The organism is Rhizobium sp. 768_B6_N1_8, from assembly GCF_051811225.1.
GTDB lineage: Bacteria > Pseudomonadota > Alphaproteobacteria > Rhizobiales > Rhizobiaceae > Rhizobium.
Genome location: NZ_JBPWPV010000002.1, coordinates 254,249 through 271,885, shown reverse-complemented (window position 1 = coordinate 271,885; position 17,637 = coordinate 254,249). Strand labels below are relative to the sequence as shown.

Here is a 17,637-nt window from a genome sequence, read left to right as displayed (position 1 = left end):
TCGACCGGGCGCCCTCCTTGACCTTTTCGACCGCATCAAGCCGCTTTCGCCTTCTTTGCCTTGGCATGGCAATCACTATACGAAGCTGGGATATGGAATTCAGCGACAAGGGTGACCCGTGACACAGAAGACCAATCAGGGCGATGAGCTGTTGGATCAGCTGACCAGCGACAGCCGTCAGACACGCCAGGTCGCGCGCCGGCGTATGATCGCGGAGGCCGTCATGAGCGAGGGTTCGATGCGGATCGAGGATCTGACCGATCGTTTTGGCATCAGCCTGATGACGGCGCATCGCGATGTGGATGAGCTCGTGAGCCGCGGGATCTTCCGGAAGACACGCGGCATCGTCACGGCGGCTGCCACCAACCTTATCGAATCCAGCGATGTCTATCGCTCGAGCCGGCAGTCGGCGGAAAAGAAAGTGATCGCCGAGGCTGCCATGCAGTTCGTCGAACCGGGACAGGCTATCTTTTTCGACGATTCCACGACTGTCCTGCAGATGGCATCGCATCTCTCCTCGAAGGTGCCGATCACCGCCATCACCAATTCGCTGACGCTGATGAACGCGTTGACCGGCATGCACGACGTCACCCTGCTCGCGCTCGGCGGCCAGTATTACAACTGGTGCAATGCCTTCATGGGACGCATGACGATCAACGAGATCAGGGGCTTGCGGGCGGATATCGCATTTATTTCCATGTCGGCCATTAACGACGGCATCGTGCTGCATCAATCGCCCGAGACCGTCGATACCAAGCGCGCCATGTTCGACTGTTCTGTCAAACGCATCCTGCTTGCCGACCACACCAAATTCGAACGGCGCGCGCTTCACAGCTTCGCGGCGCTCGATGAATTCGACGTCGTCATCGTCGACGACAAGACCCTCCCCGTTCACATCGACCGGATGCGCTCCAGGGATATCAATGTCGTGATTGCCAGGACGGGCAACGGGCGCATGTGACCGGACCGCCCGGTCGCGATAGAAAGGTGAATGTGCATGCCGAGCCTTCTCGGGATTGATAGCGGCCTGACCGTCACGAAAGCCGTCATTTTCGATATCGACGGCACGCCGATCGCCGTCGCCCGGCGGCGCGTTAGCCAGCTCATCCCGCGGCCGCGTTTCGTGGAACGGGACATGCGCGAGTTGTGGACCGCGACGGCTGAGGCGATCCGCGAGGCGGTCATCCTCAGCGGCCGTCCGGCAAGCGATATCCAGGCCGTGGCGGCAACGGCGCATGGCGATGGCATTTATGTACTGGATCAGGCGCAGGAGCCGCTTGGCAACGGCATCGTATCCTTGGACAGCCGGGCGGGTGATATCGTCGATCAATGGACTGCCAACAAGGTCGCCGACGAGGCGATCGCGCTCACAGGTCAGGTGCCGCATGTCTCCGCCCCGTCGGCGCTGCTGGCCTGGATTCGGGATCATGAGCCGGAACGGTTTAAGCGTATCGGCCACATCATGAGCTGCAAGGACTGGCTGCGATTTTGCCTGACCGGCACCGTCGGCACCGATCGCACCGAAGCAAGCACCTCCTTCACCGATGTCAGGACACAAGACTATAGTGAGGACGCACTGCGCCTGTTCGGCTTGCAGGCGCTTGCCAGAGCACTGCCGCCGGCCTCGCGCTCGGACGAGATCGTTGGACGAATAACGGCCGATGCAGCACGGTTGACGGGCCTCCTTGAGGGCACGCCCGTGGCTGCCGGATTGCATGACGTGACCGCTTCGGCGCTCGGCGCGGGTGGTTATGCCGACGGCATCGTCGCCGTCATTGCCGGAACCTATTCGATCAATGAGACGCTGTCTTTCGAACCGCGCGTCGATCGACGCTGGTTCTGCCGCAATGGTATTGCGCCAGGCGTCTGGAACAGCATGTCGATTTCGCCTGCATCTAGCGCGAACTACGAATGGTTCATCGAAAAACTATGTGGTCGAGAATGGACGGACTGCGAAACCAAGGGCATGTCCATTCACGCTTTGCTGGCATCGGAGATTGAGGCGGCTTTTGACCGGCCGTCATCGGTGCTTTTCCACCCCTATCTCTTCGGCTCTCCTTACGGCGCATCGGCAAGCGCAAGCTTCTTCGGGCTCGGCGGCTGGCATGACCGCGGCGACATGCTGAGGGCCGTCATGGAAGGCATCGCGTTCAACCATCGCATCCATGTCGATGCCCTGCGTGACGGCTTTGCCGTCAAGGAAGCGCGCCTTGCCGGCGGCGTGTCACGCAATCCCGCAGTCGCGCAGCTGTTTGCCGATGTGCTTGCAATGCCGGTGACGGTAACCGGCACCGACGAGGCAGCGGCTTGGGGGGCTGCCATTTGCGCTGGCGCAGGCGCCGGTCTTTACCCGGACCCACAAAGCGCTCCGACAAAGGACAAGCAGGGCAAGACCTGCAAGCCGGACGCTGCCCGCAGCGCCGACTACGAAAAGCGCTACCGACTCTTCCTCGAAATTGCAGAAACAATGACACCGCTTTGGCCGAAGATCGCCGGCCTTGCGCAGGACAGCGCGGCAGAGGCCGCAGTTTAGGACAACAGCACCATGACCCCTGACACGCTTGGGCGCAGCCCGGATATCCGCGAGCACGATGTCGACGTCGTGATCCTTGGAGCAGGCATCAATGGCGCTGGACTGTTTCGCGACCTCGCGGCTCAGAGCGTCAGCTGCATGATCGTCGACAAATCGGACTTTGGTTCCGGGACAAGTGCTGCACCGTCTCGCCTCATTCATGGTGGATTGAAATATCTGGAAACCGGAGAATTCGGCCTGGTTGCCCAGTCTACTCTGGAGCGTAATCTGCTCTTGAAAAACGCACCGCATTGCGTCGAAGCGCTGCCGACATTCATTCCGATCTTTTCCTGGACACGCGGCATCTGGGCGGCACTGCAGACATTGTTCGGCTCAAAGACTGCGCCCCGCAGTCGCGGCGCCGTTCTCATCAAGATCGGTCTTTCCCTTTACGACTTCTTCGGTTCACGCGACCGCGTGATGCCGCGCCACCGGCTGATCCTGAAAAAGAAGGCCAGGCGGGAAATGCCGCATGTGACTCCGGCGATTGTCGCCGGGGGCATCTACTACGACGCAAAAATCAGCCGGCCGGAACGCCTCGTCTATGAACTCGTCAAGGATGGGCTGGAGGCGAACCCGCATTGCACCGCGGCAAATTTCGTCACACTGACCGCCTGCGCGGAAGGCCGTCTGAACTTCCGACGGGAGGATGGCGGCGAATTCTCGGTGCGTCCGAGGTTCGTCGTGAACGCGGCAGGCCCGTGGATCGATCATGTCAACGAAGCGCTCGGCGCGCCCTCGCACCTGATCGGCGGCACGAAGGGTTCGCATATCCTGATCGATCATCCCGAACTGGTGCGCAGCCTCAACGGCCACATGATCTATTTCGAAGCCGATGACGGCCGCATCTGCCTGGTCTACGGCTATCTCGGGCTTGCGCTCGTCGGCTCGACGGATATCCCGAGCCGGGATCCCGACACAGTACGCTGCGAGGAACCCGAAATCGATTACTTCCTGCAGAGCCTCAGATCACTGCTGCCGACATTGCGCTTCGATCGCGACCAGATCGTCTACACCTATAGCGGCATCCGGCCGCTTCCCGCCTCCGATGGAACAGCGCCCGGCCTGATCAGCCGCGACCATTCAGCGCCGGTCATCGAAGCGGATGGCAAGCGGCCTTTTGCCATCATGTCGCTGGTCGGCGGCAAATGGACGACGTTTCGTGGTTTTGCCGAGGAGGTTGCCGATAGTGTTCTTTCCCGGCTGGAGCGTTCGCGCAAGCAGTCGACCCGCTACCTTGCGATCGGCGGCGGAAAGGCATTTCCGGCAGACGCGCAGGCAAGACGGGTCTTCGTTGACAGGATCGCGAAGACTGCAGGCCTTACGGCCGCGCGCGCAGAACAGCTTCTGAACCGCTACGGAACGACGGCCGAGGCGGTGGCAACTTTCCCCTCCGATCATTCCGACGAACGGCGCCTGTCGGGAGCCGCACATTACAGCTTTCGGGAAATAGACTGGATCGCGCGCAATGAGCTTGTGATCCATCTCGCCGATATCGTTTTACGGCGTACGACGATCGCGATCGAGGGCCAACTGACCTACGAAGGTTTAGTCGATATTGCAGGCATCGCCGCGAAAGCGCTCGGCTGGGATGTTCCGCGTGTCGAACATGAGATCAACGATGTCGTCTCCCTGCTCAAGGCGTTTCACGGCCAGACGCTGGCAGCCGGCACGCCAGACATCGAACCGGAAAAAAGCGCCCGCCCCGTCAGCCGATGAGATCTAAAGCATGTCGCGCAAAACTGTGCAGCGGTTTGCGATAGCGACATGCGCGGCACGCTTTAGGAAAAGACCGGATCGAGCGCACCGGACGCATAGCGCTTTGCCATCGCCGAAACAGGAAGGGGCGTAATCCGCTCCGCCATGCCGGCGGTGCCGAACTGCTCGAAGCGCTCCTTGCAAAGCTTGGTGAGCGCGGCCATTGCTGGCTTCAGATATTTGCGGGGATCGAATTCGCTCGGATCTTCCTGCAATATCCGGCGGATCTGCCCGGTCATGGCCATCCGGCCGTCGGTGTCGATATTGACCTTGCGAACGCCATTCTTGATGCCGCGCTGAATTTCCTCGATGGGCACGCCCCATGTGGGTTCCATCCGGCCGCCATATTTGTTGATGATCTCCTGCAGCTCGATTGGAACTGACGACGAGCCGTGCATGACGAGATGCGTGTTTGGGAGCTTACGGTGGATCTCTTCGATGACATTCATCGCCAGCACCGAACCATCTGGCTTGCGCGTGAATTTGTAAGCGCCGTGCGAGGTGCCCATGGCGATCGCCAGTGCATCGACCCGTGTTTCGCGCACAAATTTCGCCGCCTCGTCCGGGTTCGTCAGCAGCTGATCGTGAGACAGTTTGCCTTCGGCGCCGTGCCCGTCTTCGGCCTCTCCCATGCCCGTCTCCAGAGAGCCAAGTACACCGAGCTCGCCTTCAACGGAAATGCCGCCGAGATGCGCCATCTCGGTCACTCTTTTGGTCACGCCGACATTGTAGTCCCAGTCGGCGGGTGTCTTCGCATCCGCTTTCAGCGAACCATCCATCATCACGGAGGTAAAGCCCGCCTGGATAGCCGTCATGCAGCTCGCCGGATCGTTGCCGTGGTCGAGATGCACGCAAACCGGGATATGCGGGTAGATTTCGACGACCGCGTCCATCATGTGCTTGAGCATGATGTCATGAGCATAGGCGCGCGCGCCGCGCGATGCCTGCATGATGACGGGCGCGCGGGCCGCATCCGCGGCTTCCATGATGGCGAGCGCCTGTTCCATGTTATTGATATTGAAGGCGGGAACGCCGTACCCCTCCTCCGCCGCGTGATCCAGCAACTGCCTGAGCGTGATGCGCGCCATTGAACACTTTCCCCTCACACGTGAGACACGTCGAAATCGTTGGCTTCGGTGCCAGAAAGGATCGCATAATCACAAACTTGGAACAAGTATAAATCACAATATCACAAATTTGGTGATGCTTTTCTTGTCACTTGAACGTTCAGCCGTGATGGGCGGAAAATCGGTCTTACGAGTTGGCGTCCTTGGAGGCGTCAATCCATCCAGTCGCTGTAACCTGTATCAAGCGCGCCTCGGGCAAGCGACAGAACCGGTTCGTAGTCGGCATCCGTAAGCATCGCGATATCGACGAGACCGAGAATATCGCGCGCACCGGAAAGCGATGATGCGGTGATCGCTGCGAGAAGTGCCTCGCGCATCAATGCCACATCCGCATCCGAAACCTTTCCTCCGGTAATGAAGGGCAGACCCGGCGTTGCAGGTGTCTCTGCAAGGATGCGGATGCCTTCCGCACGATCTGGCGCAAAGCGCAGGAGGTTGGCAAAGGTGATGCAGTCGATTGCTGCGCAATCCGCCTGCCTGCTCGACACCGCATCGATGCTGCCGCCATGGCTGCCCGTCTCGATTGTGCTACCGAAGAAGCGGCCATTGCGGGCAAGCGGGGCGACCGCCGCCCGAAGCAGATTTGCCCCGGAATTGCTGTCAGGACTATTGATGGCGGCTGTCGCGCCGCGCAAGTCTGGCAGCGAAGCGAAGGTGGAAGCGCGGCGCACGACAATGAAGCTGCGCATCACGGGACCGTTGCAGCCAGGATGGGCGTAGACAGGCGTGGCAACGACGCGCACCTTGCCACGCAATCGCTTTACATAGGGATAGCCGCAGGTCTGAGAAAAGAGCAGGTCCTCACGTAGCCAGGCCTCGTCATAAGGGATCGTGGTGTCGAGGCTCTCTGGCAGATCCGAAAGCCCGGCCTGCGCAAGATAGTGCCGAAGGAACGACCAGAGTTCGACGGTGGCCTCCGCAAGCGGTTGCGGCGTGACATACATTGCAAGACTGGCAAGATGCATGCTCTTCACTCGCCGTACTGTTCGTCGAACAGGCGCGAGGCAAGGACAGCCACGTCTTCGCCGAGCGAACGATCCTCCGTCATGACCGGCGCGAGGCCTCGAACAAAGGCATGAGTCCTTTTCGTCTCCGCGCCGCAGCGGTGTCCGGGACGCTGGTCGACAGCCTGGGCAGCCGCCAGCATTTCGCAGGCGGTGATCAGGCGCCACAACTCCAGCATCTCGTCGAGCTTGCGCACGGCAAGGGACGATTGCGTTGCATGATCCTCGACACCTTCCGACACGGCAAGGAAGTCGAGCATGACAGGATTGGCCTTGTGCCTGATATCGGCCATCAGCGCCGCTACTGTCTTCTGCATCGGCACGAAACCTGCCGATGGACCGCCGAGGGGGGAGAGATAGCGCGGCAGGCCGTTGCGACCCGAGCCCGTCAGCTGGATGAAACGTGCGGCGGATGCCGCAGCTGCCTGAGCGACCGCGAGCCCCAATGTCTCGAAGGCAAGAGAAAGCGCTGGCGTCTGGAAGTTACCTGATGACAGTACCTGTTGCTCTTCCAGGAGAACAACGGGATTGTCGGCCGCGGCATTCAGCTCGATCTCGACGGCTTCGATCGCCTTCGACAGCGCATCGGCAAGCGCCCCATGGATGGGCGCAAGACAGCGCAGGCTGAGCGGATCCTGGATAGCCGCGCTTGCGTCGAAAAGTGTCGAGCCCTCAAGCATCTGCAGCAGCCGGCTGGCTTCCTCTGCCTGGCCCACTGCTGGCCGGGCGCGTTGAATGGCCGGCGACAGGATGAGCGGATTGCCGGCAAGGCCTTCGAAGCTCAAGGCAGCCGCCCGGCGCTGGGCATCGAGCAGTCGTTTGGCGTCGTGTAATACGAGGGCGCCCCGACCGGCGGAGACGGCCGATGCATTGAGAAGCGAAATCCCGTCCTTTGGCTGCAGGCTCGCCGGTGCAAGGCCTGCAAGCTCAAGAGCTTCATTCGCCGGATAGACGATGCCGCGATATTCAGCTTTTCCTTCGCCGACCAGGGCGCGGGCCATGGCAGACAGCAGCACGAGGTCACCCGCACCGATTGAGCCGATTGACGGCATCACCGGATGAACGCCGGCATTCAGCATGGCAAGCAGCGCCTCGAAGACAGGCAGCGAAATGCCGGATCCGCCAACGGCCAGCATAGAGAGCCTGGCGGCGATGACCGCGCGCGTCGCGTCGCGGGGCAGCGCGTCACCGACCGCCATGCCACGGCCGCGGATCAGTTGCAGTTGAAAGGCCTCGAAATCGCCAGTCACCGCTGTCTTCAGATTGGCGCCGAGCCCGGTGTTCATGCCATAGATCTGCTGGCCAGCCGCTGCGGCACCTTCCAGGATGCGTCGCGCAGAAATCAGCCGCTCACGGACCGCATTGGAAGCCTCGACGGTGGCATCGCCACGGGCGATCGCTACGATGTCGGCGATGGTGATGCCGAAGCCGGTCAGCAGGATTTCCGTCATGCGAAGCGCAGCCTCTGGCCGATACCAGCCGAGCGCGCCTTGGAAAGCAGCGCGTGGCCAAGCGCGATGTCGCTGAGTGACAGGCCGCGGTGCCAGAGCAGGATGGTCTCGTCCTCGCTCTCGCGGCCGGGCTTCAGGCCGGCGACGACCTGTCCGAGTTCGGCATGCAGCGTCTCCTCGGAAAGCCTGCCGGTCTCGACATGGGCGCGCAGCGAGCCGAATTTGCCGGTCTTGCACTGACCCCAATCGTCGACGACGAGTTTGGCCATGATGTCGGTCAACGACAGTTCGACGGCACTCATCGTGCCGTAGGGCACGACGAAGGCGCCCTTCTTGATCCACTCCGTCTTCAGAAGCGGCTCGGGTTGCGATAGGCGTGATGCCTCGACAACGATATCGGCCCCCTCCACGCAATCGCGCCAGTTGTCGACCACGGTGATCTTCTTGCCGAGGTCGGCCTCCAGCTTGGCGCCAAAGGCGTCGCGGCTTTCCGGCCGGCGCGAATGCACGCGGATCTCGTCGAAATCAAAGAGATGATCGAGCAGGCGGACGTTCCAATACGCGGTGCCGCGCGCGCCGATATGGCCGAGCACCTTCGAGCCCTTGCGGGCGAGATGCCGAGCGCCGAGCGCGGTGACGGCGCCGGTGCGCATGTCGGTGATAACGGTTGCATCAAGGATCGCCTTCGGCACGCCGGTGCGCGGATCGAAGAGGTTGAGCACGCCGAATTCGGAGGGATAGCCGAGCTTGTAGTTGTCGACATAGTCGCCGACGACCTTCACACCGGCCAGGCCAAGCGGCGCCACATAACCGCGCAACACGTTGAAATGGCCGTGAAAGCTCGCATCCGGCTCGAGATGGACGCGCGGCTCGATCACCGTCTGACCCCTGCCCTGGGCGGCTAGCGAGGTTTCGATCGCCGCAAGGATTTCATCGTTGGTCAGGTCGAGCGCCTCGATGTCGAAGGCATTCAGATAGTCGATATAGATCGGGTCCATTGTCATCTCGTTTTATCGTATGGCGGGTGTGCCAAGACCAAGGTTCTGGCGAAGCGTACGGCCCTCATAATCTTGCCGGAAGAGGCCGCGGCGACGCAGTTCCGGCACGACATGGGTGACGAAATCCTCGAGCCCCGATGGAAAGAGCGGCGCCATGACGTTAAAGCCGTCGGCAGCAGCTTCGCTGAAGCGTTCTTCCATCGCATCGGCGATCTGCGCCGGCGTGCCGGCAACCTGCCAGTGGCCGCGTGCGCCGGCGAAATGCCGGGCAAGTTCGCGGATCGACAGGTTCTCGCGCCTGCCGAGATCGATGATCAGCTGCTGACGGCTCTGGATGAGGTTGGTCTGCGGCATGTCCGGCAGCGGCCCGTCGACCGGATAGGCCGAAAGGTCCTGAATGCTGAGATAGCTTGCAAGCAGGGCCACCCCGACGGCGTCGGGGATGAGTTCCTGCAGCGCCCGGTATTTCGCCTTCACCTCGGCTTCGGTGGCGCCGACGATCGGCGATATGCCGGGCATGATCTTGATGTCGTCGGGCTTGCGCCCGTATTTGGCAAGGCGCGACTTCACATCGGCATAGTAGGCCTGGGCTTCGGCAAGCGTCTGGGAGGCAGCAAAGACGACGTCTGCCGTGCGGGCGGCGAGCTCCTTGCCGACGTCGGAGGCACCGGCCTGCACCATGATTGGCCGGCCCTGGGCTGAGCGCGGGCTTTCGAGCAGACCCTCGACTGTAAAATGCTTGCCGCGATGATGCACCGGATGGAGCCTGGTGCGATCGGCAAATTGAGCCCCGCCTTCAGGCAGATGGGCCCCCTCCTCCACGCCGTCCCAGAGGGCGAGTGCTGCATCGGCAAATTCCTCGGCCCGTTCGTAGCGCTCGGAATGCGGGCGAAGGCCGCTGCTTGCGAAATTCTCGGCCTCAAGCTCGCTTGCCGACGTGACGAGGTTCCATCCTGCCCTTCCGCCACTCAACTGATCGAGCGAGGCGAAGGTGCGGGCAAGGCCGTAGGGTTCGTTATAGGTTGTCGAGGCGGTTGCCACGAGGCCGATATGCGTGGTGCTGACGGCAAGGGCAGCAAGCAGGCTCAACGGCTCGAAAGCCGTCGAACGCGCCGCCTGGCTCGCCATCTCAGGATTGCGCTCGCGGATGGCGGCGGCATCCTCGACGAAGAGCATGTCAAATTTGCCGCGCTCGGCGATACGGGCAAGCTCGATGAAATGGTCGATATCGACGCCGGCCGGGGCATGGGCGTCAGGATGACGCCAGGCCGCAATGTGATGGCCCCCCGCCATCAGGAACGCACCCAGTCTCATCTTGCGATCATCGCTCATGACGCATGCTCCAATGGTGCGGCTGGATGAGCCGGATGGGCAAGACCAAGACGATTGCGCAACGTCACGCCAGCCGCCGCCTTGATCAGCCCGAGGCGGCGCAATTCCGGAACCACCTCCGTGAAGAACAGATGTCCGATCGCAATCGTCGGCGGCAAGATCGTGAAACCGTCGATCTGACCAAGCCCGAGCCATTGCTGCAGGGATCCGGCAATATCGGCCGGCGTGCCGACCAGACGTGCGGCAGACAGCGGCTGGCTCGCCCGATCCGCCTCGCCAAATCGGAGCGCATTGCTTGCCGCCTGCGCCGCATCGGGAGCTTCCGCGACGATCGGCACGACATTAGCCAGTATCCGAACATCCTGTCGTCGACGGCCGGCCGCTTCGAGCCTGCGGACGAAGTCGGCGGCGGTTTCGTTGGCACTTTCCGGCGTCGGGTCCTGAAGAAGAACGATTTCAGCGTGGCGCGCAGCCAATGCTTTGCTTTCTCCGCTCAGAAGCTGGGCGATAACCGGCTTGCCCTGCGGCGAGCGATTGACGTTGAGCGGCCCACGCACCGTGAAATGTTCGCCCCTGTGGTTGAGCACGTGCATTTTGTCCGGTTCAAAGAAACGTCCCTCAGCCTTGTCGTAGATGAAAGCGTCGTCTTCCCAACTGTCCCAGAGCGCGTTGACGAGACCGAGATATTCCTGGTCGCGTTCGAATTCGCCGGATGCGGGAAGAGCGACCCAACCCGTTCGGCCGCCACTGATCTGATCCAGCGATGCAAAGCGCCGGGCGAGATTGTAGGGCTCGTGCTGACTGGTTGCAGCAGCCGCCAGGAAGCCGATCCGGCGCGCCTTCGTCGCAAGAGCTGCGACCAATGTCGTCGGCTCGAAGGGCGCAGCAATGGGCGAGAGATCATCGAGCGGCCGAGCGCCGAGCCGGTCGGAAAGCAGGACGAAATCGAAACCCGCCTCTTCCGCCTTTGCAACCTGAGACAGCAGCGCATCGAAACCGAGATGTTCAGGTGCCGCGGCCTCACGCCAGGCGGCGGGGTGATGGCCGAAAGGTGTGAGGGAAAAACCGAGATACATCAGAAACTCCTGCACTCAGATCGAGAAAATCGCGTCGCGTGTCAGCTGCCCGGTAACAATGCCACCGCCATCGACGACGGCAAGCACATCGCTATTGGCGGCGACCATCAGCGACAGCGCGTCGCGCAGATTGACGCTTGCAGTGACACTGGCAGAAGGTGAGGAGGGAGCACCGGGCCGCATCGCATCGGCAACCGAAAACAGGCTGAGCCGCTTGATCGCACGATCGATGCCTACGAAATTCGCGACGAAATCGTCGGCGGGATGGGAGAGGATCGCATCCGGCGCATCATATTGCACGATCCGGCCGGCACGCATGATGGCAATGCGGTCTCCGAGGCGGATCGCCTCGTCGAGATCGTGAGTGACCAGCACCACGGTTTTGCGCACCCGTTTGAGGATCTGCCTGAACTCGTCCTGGAGGCGCGTTCTGGCGATCGGGTCGATCGCGCCGAAGGGTTCGTCCATCAGCAGCACCGAGGGATCGGCAGCAAGAGCGCGCGCCACGCCGATACGCTGGCGCTGGCCGCCGGAAAGCTGGCGCGGATAGCGCTTCAACATTTCCTTCGGATCGAGACCGACGAGATCAAGCAATTCCTCGGTGCGCTTTGCGATCCGCGGCTGGTCCCAGCCGAGCAGGTTCGGGACGGCAGCGATGTTCTCGGCGATCGTCATGTGCGGAAAGAGGCCGACATTCTGGATGACGTAACCGATATGGCGGCGAAGCTTGACCGGATCGGCTTTTGTCACGTCCTCGCCATTGACGAAGATGCGCCCCTCAGTCGGCTCTATCAGCCGGTTGATCATGCGCATCGTCGTCGTCTTGCCGCAGCCCGACGGGCCAATCAGCGCGACCGTCGAGCCCTCTGGCACATCAAGCGTCAGATTATCCACCGAAGGCGCGGCACTTTCGCCATAGCGCTTTGTGACGTTCTCCATGCGGATCATGCGGCGGTTCTTTCTGCAAACAGATGCTTCTCGGCGCGGCCGAGGATGAATTCGGTGGCAAGCGCCAGGATCGCGATTGGCACGGCGCCGACGATGAGCCGCGACATATCCATCATGCCGATGCCCGTGGCGATGAAATCGCCGAGCCCGCCGCCGCCGATGAAGGGCGCAAGCGTCGCTCCGGCCAGTACCTGGACGGCCGCCGTGCGGGCGCCGGCAAACATGGCGGGGGCTGCCAGCGGAATGCGGATCTTGCGTAGAACCTGGCTTCTGCTCATGCCCATGCCGATCGCCGCCTCCACCGCATCGGCATCGACATCGCGCAACCCGACATAGGCATTGAGCAAGATCGGCGGCAGGGCAAGCACCGTCAGTGCCACGATCGACGGCAGGATGCCGATGCCGAGAAGCGGCAGCATGATTGCCAGGATCGCAAGGCTCGGAATGGTCCTGAGGCCATTGACGATGTTGATGACACCGAAGGCGAAGCGGCCGTGATTGACGATCAGGATCGCCAATGGCAGCGCAATGACGAGTGCGATCGCCAGTGACACGCCGGACATCAGGAGATGGCGGCCGAGGGCCCGGAAGAATTCGTCCTGGTGATCGACGATCCAAAAGAAGGCAGTGCTCAGCATCGCCGCGCCCTCACTGCCAGCGCACCAGGGCCTGCTCGGCCCGGGTGAGAATGAAATCGAAGATGATGGCCAGCAGTGCCGTCAGAATGCCGCCGACCAGGATCTTCTCGGCATATTCCTGATCGATGCCGATCAGGATGATCGTGCCGAGCCCTCCGCCATCGATAAAGGCAGCGACCGTCGCAATACCGATGACGGTGACGAGCGCGATGCGGGCGCCGGAGACGATCAGCGGCAGGGCGAGCGGCAGTTCGATGCGGAAGAGCCGCTGCCACGGGCCGTAGCCCATGCCGTCGGCAGCGTCGAGCACATCGGCCGGAACGCCGCGGATACCGGTAACGACGTTGCGCAGCAGGATCAGCAGGCAATAGGAGGAAAGCCCGATCAACGCCGGCTTCATACCGAGGCCGACGAAGGGGATCAGCAGCGCAAAGAGCGCCAGACTCGGAATGACGAAGATGATGTTCGTCACCGTCAGCGCGAAGGCATAGAGCCTCGGCCGGCGGGCGCAGACGATGCCGAGCACGAGCGCGATCGCAAGGCCGATGAGCACGGACGAAATCGACAGCACCAGATGCTGCCAGACGGCAAGCGCGATTTCCGGAATATGCTTGGGTGCCCAGTTCAAACGCGAGAAATCCTGTCTGCACGATCACGACAAAGCGGCGAAGCTGCAAGCTTCGCCGCATTTTTTCTTCAGGGAAAGCGAAACTTGCGCGTCGCTCTCGATCAGATGCCCTTGGCCTTCAGGAATTCCGCGGCGACGTCTGCCGGCTCTTCCTTATCGCGATCGACCTTGGCGTTCAGCTCGCGCATGGTCTCGTTGTTGAGGAGCGGGCTGATCTTGTTCAGAACCTCAGTGATTTTCGGGTTCTTGGCGAGTGCATCCTGGCGCACGACCGGCACGAGGTAATAGGGCGGGAAGAGATGCTTGTCGTCGTCGAGCACGACCAGCTTGTTGTCGGAGATCTGCCAGTCGGTCGCAAAGCCGTAGGAAACGTCGAGATCCTTGCTCGTCAGCGCACTATAGCGGATGCCGAGTTTGGCGAAGATCTTGAATTCCTTAAACTCGATACCGTAGGTCTGCTTCAGCCCCGGCAAGCCATCCTTGCGCTCGCCAAAACCGCCCTCAGCGCCAAAGGTCAAGTTCTTGGAGACCGGACCGAGGTCGCTCAGCGTCTTCAGCTTGTACTTCTCGGCGGTTTCCGGAAGCGTGATGATCGCATAGCCGTTGTTGATCTGCGTCGGCTGCAGAAGCGTCAGCTTGAGGTTCTTCTCGTAATAATCCTTGACGTCGGAATAGATCTTGTCGGCAGAGCCCGACAGGTCACCCTTGACGACGGCGGCAAGCGCCGTGCCGGTATATTCCGGGTAGAGATCGATATCGCCGTTCGTCAGCGCCGTATGGGCAACAAGCGTGGCACCGAGGTTGAGGTGGCGCTCGACTTCGACGCCGGCCTTTTCAAGCGCCTGCGCGTAGATCTCGGCGACGACGAACTGTTCGGTGAAATTCTTGCTGCCGATCTTTACGGCATCGGCCTGTGCCGGTGCGCCCACGAAGGCGGCGAGGATCGCGCCGGCAAAGAGGCCGGCGAAGGATTTCGAAAGCATTGCGTTCCCTCATTTGACATTCGAGTTGTTCAGGAGAGGTGATAGCGGTTTCGCGTGATCCGAGCGCGGAATGGAATACCAATTTTCTACCAATTTAGATGAAAATTGATCTCCAAAAGAACGCCCGACCATCGCATTCCAGGATGCGCGTGGCAAAACCGGAATAGACAACAAGACAGCCCGATCATCGAAGGGTCGGAGAAAGCAGTGCCGGTCAAGATCAGCCTTCCTATGATATCAAAAACAAATCGTAGAAAAGCGGCGCGATGCCGTCTACAAGTCAATGGACTGAAATGCGAAAGAGACAGAAGGTAGGCCATGAACGTCAAGACACCGAACGCGATTGATACCTATGTCGGCATGCGTATGCGCAGGCGCAGACAGCTTCTCGGCATGAGCCAGGAGCGGCTTGCCGAACAGATCGGCGTTACCTTCCAGCAAGTGCAGAAATATGAAAAGGGCATCAACCGCATCGGCGCAAGCCGCCTGCAGAAGATCGCCGAAGTGCTACGCACCTCGCCAGCCTTCTTTTTCGAGCAGGACGATTCGGAAGCGCCGAGCCTTGCCGGCCTCAATTTGTCTGCCCCTGCCGATCCGGTCACAGAATTTCTGCGGTCGAAGGAAGGTCTCCTCCTTAACAGGGCCTTCGTGAAGATCGAGGACCGGCGCATTCGCGAGACGATCATCTCGCTCGTCAAGGCGATGGCGCAGGCCGACAGCAGCGACATTCCGCTGAATGCGCTGAGAATGGACGAGCCGGAATCTCGCACAGAGTAAACGCGGACGATACCGTCCTATGTCCCTCAGGCTCGAGTCATTCGGTACATTGCGGCTGCTGAACGCGGCGGGAGAGCCTGTATCCTTCCCCGAAAAGGGTTTGTTGACGCTTTGCTATCTGCTCGACAGACCTGACAGCGAATGTTCGCGCGGCGCACTTGCCCGCTTCCTGTGGGACAGCGCTGGCAATCCCGATATCATGGCGAATCTGCGCAAGATGATCTCGCGTGTCCAGGCGCGGCAGGCAGAACTCGGCGTGGAGCTGCTGGTCTTTACTGCGACGGGTGTACGGATCAGGCGGGAGGCCTTCGTCGCTGACTGCTCTGAACTTGAGACCCTGTCCTCGGCCGATCCGCTCGATGTGCTGCGAAGGCTCGTATCCCTGTTGCAACCGGATTTCCTCGCCGAACTCGCAGATCAAAGCGTCAGCATACGAGAATGGGTATCCAGCGAGCGCAACCGGCATATGGCAATCCTCGTCGACGCGCTGAAGCGAGCGCTGCCGGAAGCGCACTCGCGGGCCGATATCGGCCTCATCAAGGAGGCTGCGCTCAGGATCTTCCGCGATGCCCCCGATGACGAAAACATCCGCCATATCCTGCTGCAAGCCTATGAGGCCGAAGGGCATCTGGAAAACGCCAGGCAGCTTTTCGAGAGCCGCAGCCGCGATCTCCAGCACTCGCTGGATATCGGCCTCGATCTGCAGGCCCTGAAGGAAGTGCGCAAGATTTTCGATGCCAGCAGGACGCCAGCCTTGGCCGCCGCGCCGGCGATGGAAAGCGGTATCATTCTGAAAGCTGCGCCTTTGCCCCGCCTCGCCCTGTTGCCGCCGGTCGAACCCGGTGAGACCAGTCTTGCGCCGATACTTTCAGAGGCGCTGATCGAGGACGTGACCATCGGCCTTTGCGCCCTGAATAGCGTCTCGGTCGTCGCACCCCATACCGCCGCACAGATCGCACGCCATGCCGACCGGTCGGGCACGATCCTGCGCCATTCGATCTCCTACGTCCTCGACACGCGGTTGACAGCGGGTGGCGCATCGCCGTCGCTGTTCGTCCAGCTCGTCTATACCACCAATGACGAGGTCATTTGGGCCGAGCGCTTCAGCCTCGAAAGATATGACCTGATCACCGATCGGCGGGAAATCGCGCGGCGCATCGCCAAGGAGCTTTCGGGCCGGATCCGCCAGAACGAGACCGTGCGCGGAGCTTTCGAAAACAATCCGGCCGCCTATCACAGCTATCTCCGAGGCTTCCGGGACATGAAGCGGCTTTCCCTGCCGGACATCCGGCGCGCCCGGAAGGCGTTCCGCGACGCCGTCCAACACAGCGCGCATTTCTCACCGGCGCTCGCCGGCCTTGCGCACACCTTCCTGATGGAATGGCTGCTGACGGCTCGCGGCGATGGAGAGCTGATCCGCCTTTCGGAAGACTATGCAAACCGGGCGATCGTCGCCGATCCGTCGCTGGCCTCCGGCTTCCGCCAGCTCGGCGTCGCCAAACTCTATCTGAACGAACTCGATGAAAGCGTGGTGGCGCTGAAGATTGCGGAAGAACTGAGCCCGCATTACGCCGACGGCATCGCAAGCTTTGCCGATACACTGGTGCATGCCTCGCGCCCGGCCGATGGGCTCGCCAAGATCGAGCGGGCGATCGCGCTCAATCCGCTGAGCCCCGCCGATTATCTCTGGACCGAGGCCGGCGCGAACTTTGCCCTCTTCCGCTATAGGGAAGCGCTGGATGCGATCAGCAGAATGGATAATCGCACGCCGGCCGACCGGCTTGCAGCCGCCTGCTGGGCGATGCTCGGCGACGTGAAAAAGGCCCGCCTCTACATGCGCAGGGCACGCGAAACCAATCCCGATTTCGACCTCGATAGATGGCTGACGCTCGTGCCCTTCAAAGAGGCGTGGCAGAAGGAACAGTATCGCGAGGCTCTACGAAAGGCAGGCTTCTAGCTCTGTCGGCCTGGCTCAACTGAGTTGCCGCCTCCCGATACGCCATCCAAACTGGTGTCACGCCCGTGTCACGCGCTTTCCTCGACCGCATCCGCTAGAACTCCTTCCAACACGTCTGGGGAGCTCAGTGAGAATGGCAACGGAAGACATCATCGAACTCGGCACCGTCGAGAAGGATCAGCGACTGCGCGACATCGCCTCGCTCGCGCGGCTCGTTTCCTACGCCCGTCAGAACGCCCGGGAACTCAATGCCGAGTTCTCCGTCTATTGCCTCGATCTCGCGCTTGGCGCGCTGTTGCAGGATCTCACCGAGAGCGGCATAAACCTGCCCGTCGAGGGAGCGATCGAAGATGTACCGGCAGGCCTGGTGCACTGAAGACCGATAGCT

General features: G+C 61.3%; 16 protein-coding genes. 6 read left to right on the top strand and 10 right to left on the bottom strand.

The window, feature by feature from the left end; all coding sequences use genetic code 11:
• Positions 1 to 118: 118 nt before the first annotated feature.
• The 3 genes from AB8B33_RS25505 to AB8B33_RS25495 are packed head-to-tail and all read left to right on the top strand — an operon-like array spanning position 119 to position 4,291.
• Complete coding sequence (locus tag AB8B33_RS25505; RefSeq protein ID WP_439017494.1) at positions 119 to 961, top strand: DeoR/GlpR family DNA-binding transcription regulator; 843 nt, start codon at positions 119 to 121, stop codon at positions 959 to 961.
• A gap of 36 nt (positions 962 to 997) precedes the next feature.
• Complete coding sequence (locus tag AB8B33_RS25500; protein ID WP_439017493.1) at positions 998 to 2,533, top strand: FGGY-family carbohydrate kinase; 1,536 nt, start codon at positions 998 to 1,000, stop codon at positions 2,531 to 2,533.
• 12 nt (positions 2,534 to 2,545) lie between these two features.
• The gene (locus AB8B33_RS25495) at positions 2,546 to 4,291 is read left to right on the top strand and encodes a glycerol-3-phosphate dehydrogenase/oxidase (RefSeq protein WP_439017492.1); all 1,746 of its coding nucleotides are present in this window, start codon (positions 2,546 to 2,548) and stop codon (positions 4,289 to 4,291) included.
• Between the two features lie 62 nt (positions 4,292 to 4,353).
• Here AB8B33_RS25495 and fba read toward each other — a convergent pair whose 3' ends face one another.
• From fba to AB8B33_RS25445, 10 genes are all read right to left on the bottom strand, one after another.
• A complete protein-coding gene (gene fba / locus AB8B33_RS25490) occupies positions 4,354 to 5,418 on the bottom strand; it encodes a class II fructose-bisphosphate aldolase (RefSeq protein ID WP_439017491.1) in 1,065 nt (354 codons plus the stop codon).
• Between the two features lie 191 nt (positions 5,419 to 5,609).
• Entirely contained in the window at positions 5,610 to 6,422 is an 813-nt protein-coding gene (locus AB8B33_RS25485; protein WP_439017490.1) for a phosphate/phosphite/phosphonate ABC transporter substrate-binding protein, read from the bottom strand.
• A gap of 5 nt (positions 6,423 to 6,427) precedes the next feature.
• Entirely contained in the window at positions 6,428 to 7,912 is a 1,485-nt protein-coding gene (locus tag AB8B33_RS25480) for an HAL/PAL/TAL family ammonia-lyase (RefSeq protein WP_439017489.1), read from the bottom strand.
• Positions 7,909 to 8,910, bottom strand: coding sequence for an ornithine cyclodeaminase family protein (locus tag AB8B33_RS25475; RefSeq protein ID WP_439017488.1), 1,002 nt, complete (start codon positions 8,908 to 8,910; stop codon positions 7,909 to 7,911). Before AB8B33_RS25475 ends, AB8B33_RS25480 begins: the two co-directional genes overlap by 4 nt.
• A 12-nt stretch (positions 8,911 to 8,922) precedes the next feature.
• Entirely contained in the window at positions 8,923 to 10,242 is a 1,320-nt protein-coding gene (locus AB8B33_RS25470; protein ID WP_439017487.1) for an LLM class flavin-dependent oxidoreductase, read from the bottom strand.
• Positions 10,239 to 11,318, bottom strand: a complete 1,080-nt coding sequence (locus tag AB8B33_RS25465; protein WP_439017486.1) for an LLM class flavin-dependent oxidoreductase — start codon at positions 11,316 to 11,318, stop codon at positions 10,239 to 10,241. The genes AB8B33_RS25470 and AB8B33_RS25465 overlap by 4 nt, the downstream gene beginning before the upstream one ends.
• Before the next feature lie 15 nt (positions 11,319 to 11,333).
• Complete coding sequence (locus tag AB8B33_RS25460; RefSeq protein WP_439017485.1) at positions 11,334 to 12,266, bottom strand: ABC transporter ATP-binding protein; 933 nt, start codon at positions 12,264 to 12,266, stop codon at positions 11,334 to 11,336.
• On the bottom strand, positions 12,263 to 12,904 hold the full coding sequence (locus AB8B33_RS25455; protein WP_113183802.1) for an ABC transporter permease: 642 nt from the start codon (positions 12,902 to 12,904) through the stop codon (positions 12,263 to 12,265). Before AB8B33_RS25455 ends, AB8B33_RS25460 begins: the two co-directional genes overlap by 4 nt.
• A 10-nt stretch (positions 12,905 to 12,914) precedes the next feature.
• A complete protein-coding gene (locus AB8B33_RS25450; RefSeq protein WP_113183801.1) occupies positions 12,915 to 13,532 on the bottom strand; it encodes an ABC transporter permease in 618 nt (205 codons plus the stop codon).
• Between the two features lie 101 nt (positions 13,533 to 13,633).
• Positions 13,634 to 14,515, bottom strand: a complete 882-nt coding sequence (locus tag AB8B33_RS25445) for a glycine betaine ABC transporter substrate-binding protein (RefSeq protein WP_310382324.1) — start codon at positions 14,513 to 14,515, stop codon at positions 13,634 to 13,636.
• A gap of 318 nt (positions 14,516 to 14,833) precedes the next feature.
• Here AB8B33_RS25445 and AB8B33_RS25440 point away from each other — a divergent pair, with 318 nt between their 5' ends.
• The 3 genes from AB8B33_RS25440 to AB8B33_RS25430 all read left to right on the top strand — a co-directional run bounded on the left by AB8B33_RS25440 (position 14,834) and on the right by AB8B33_RS25430 (position 17,625).
• Positions 14,834 to 15,292: a helix-turn-helix domain-containing protein gene (locus tag AB8B33_RS25440; RefSeq protein ID WP_439017484.1), complete on the top strand. Its 459-nt coding sequence runs from the start codon at positions 14,834 to 14,836 to the stop codon at positions 15,290 to 15,292.
• Positions 15,293 to 15,311: 19 nt separating this feature from the next.
• Positions 15,312 to 17,249, top strand: a complete 1,938-nt coding sequence (locus tag AB8B33_RS25435) for an SARP family transcriptional regulator (protein WP_439017483.1) — start codon at positions 15,312 to 15,314, stop codon at positions 17,247 to 17,249.
• Positions 17,250 to 17,382: 133 nt separating this feature from the next.
• Complete coding sequence (locus tag AB8B33_RS25430) at positions 17,383 to 17,625, top strand: hypothetical protein (RefSeq protein WP_439017482.1); 243 nt, start codon at positions 17,383 to 17,385, stop codon at positions 17,623 to 17,625.
• The last annotated feature ends 12 nt before the right edge of the window (positions 17,626 to 17,637 follow it).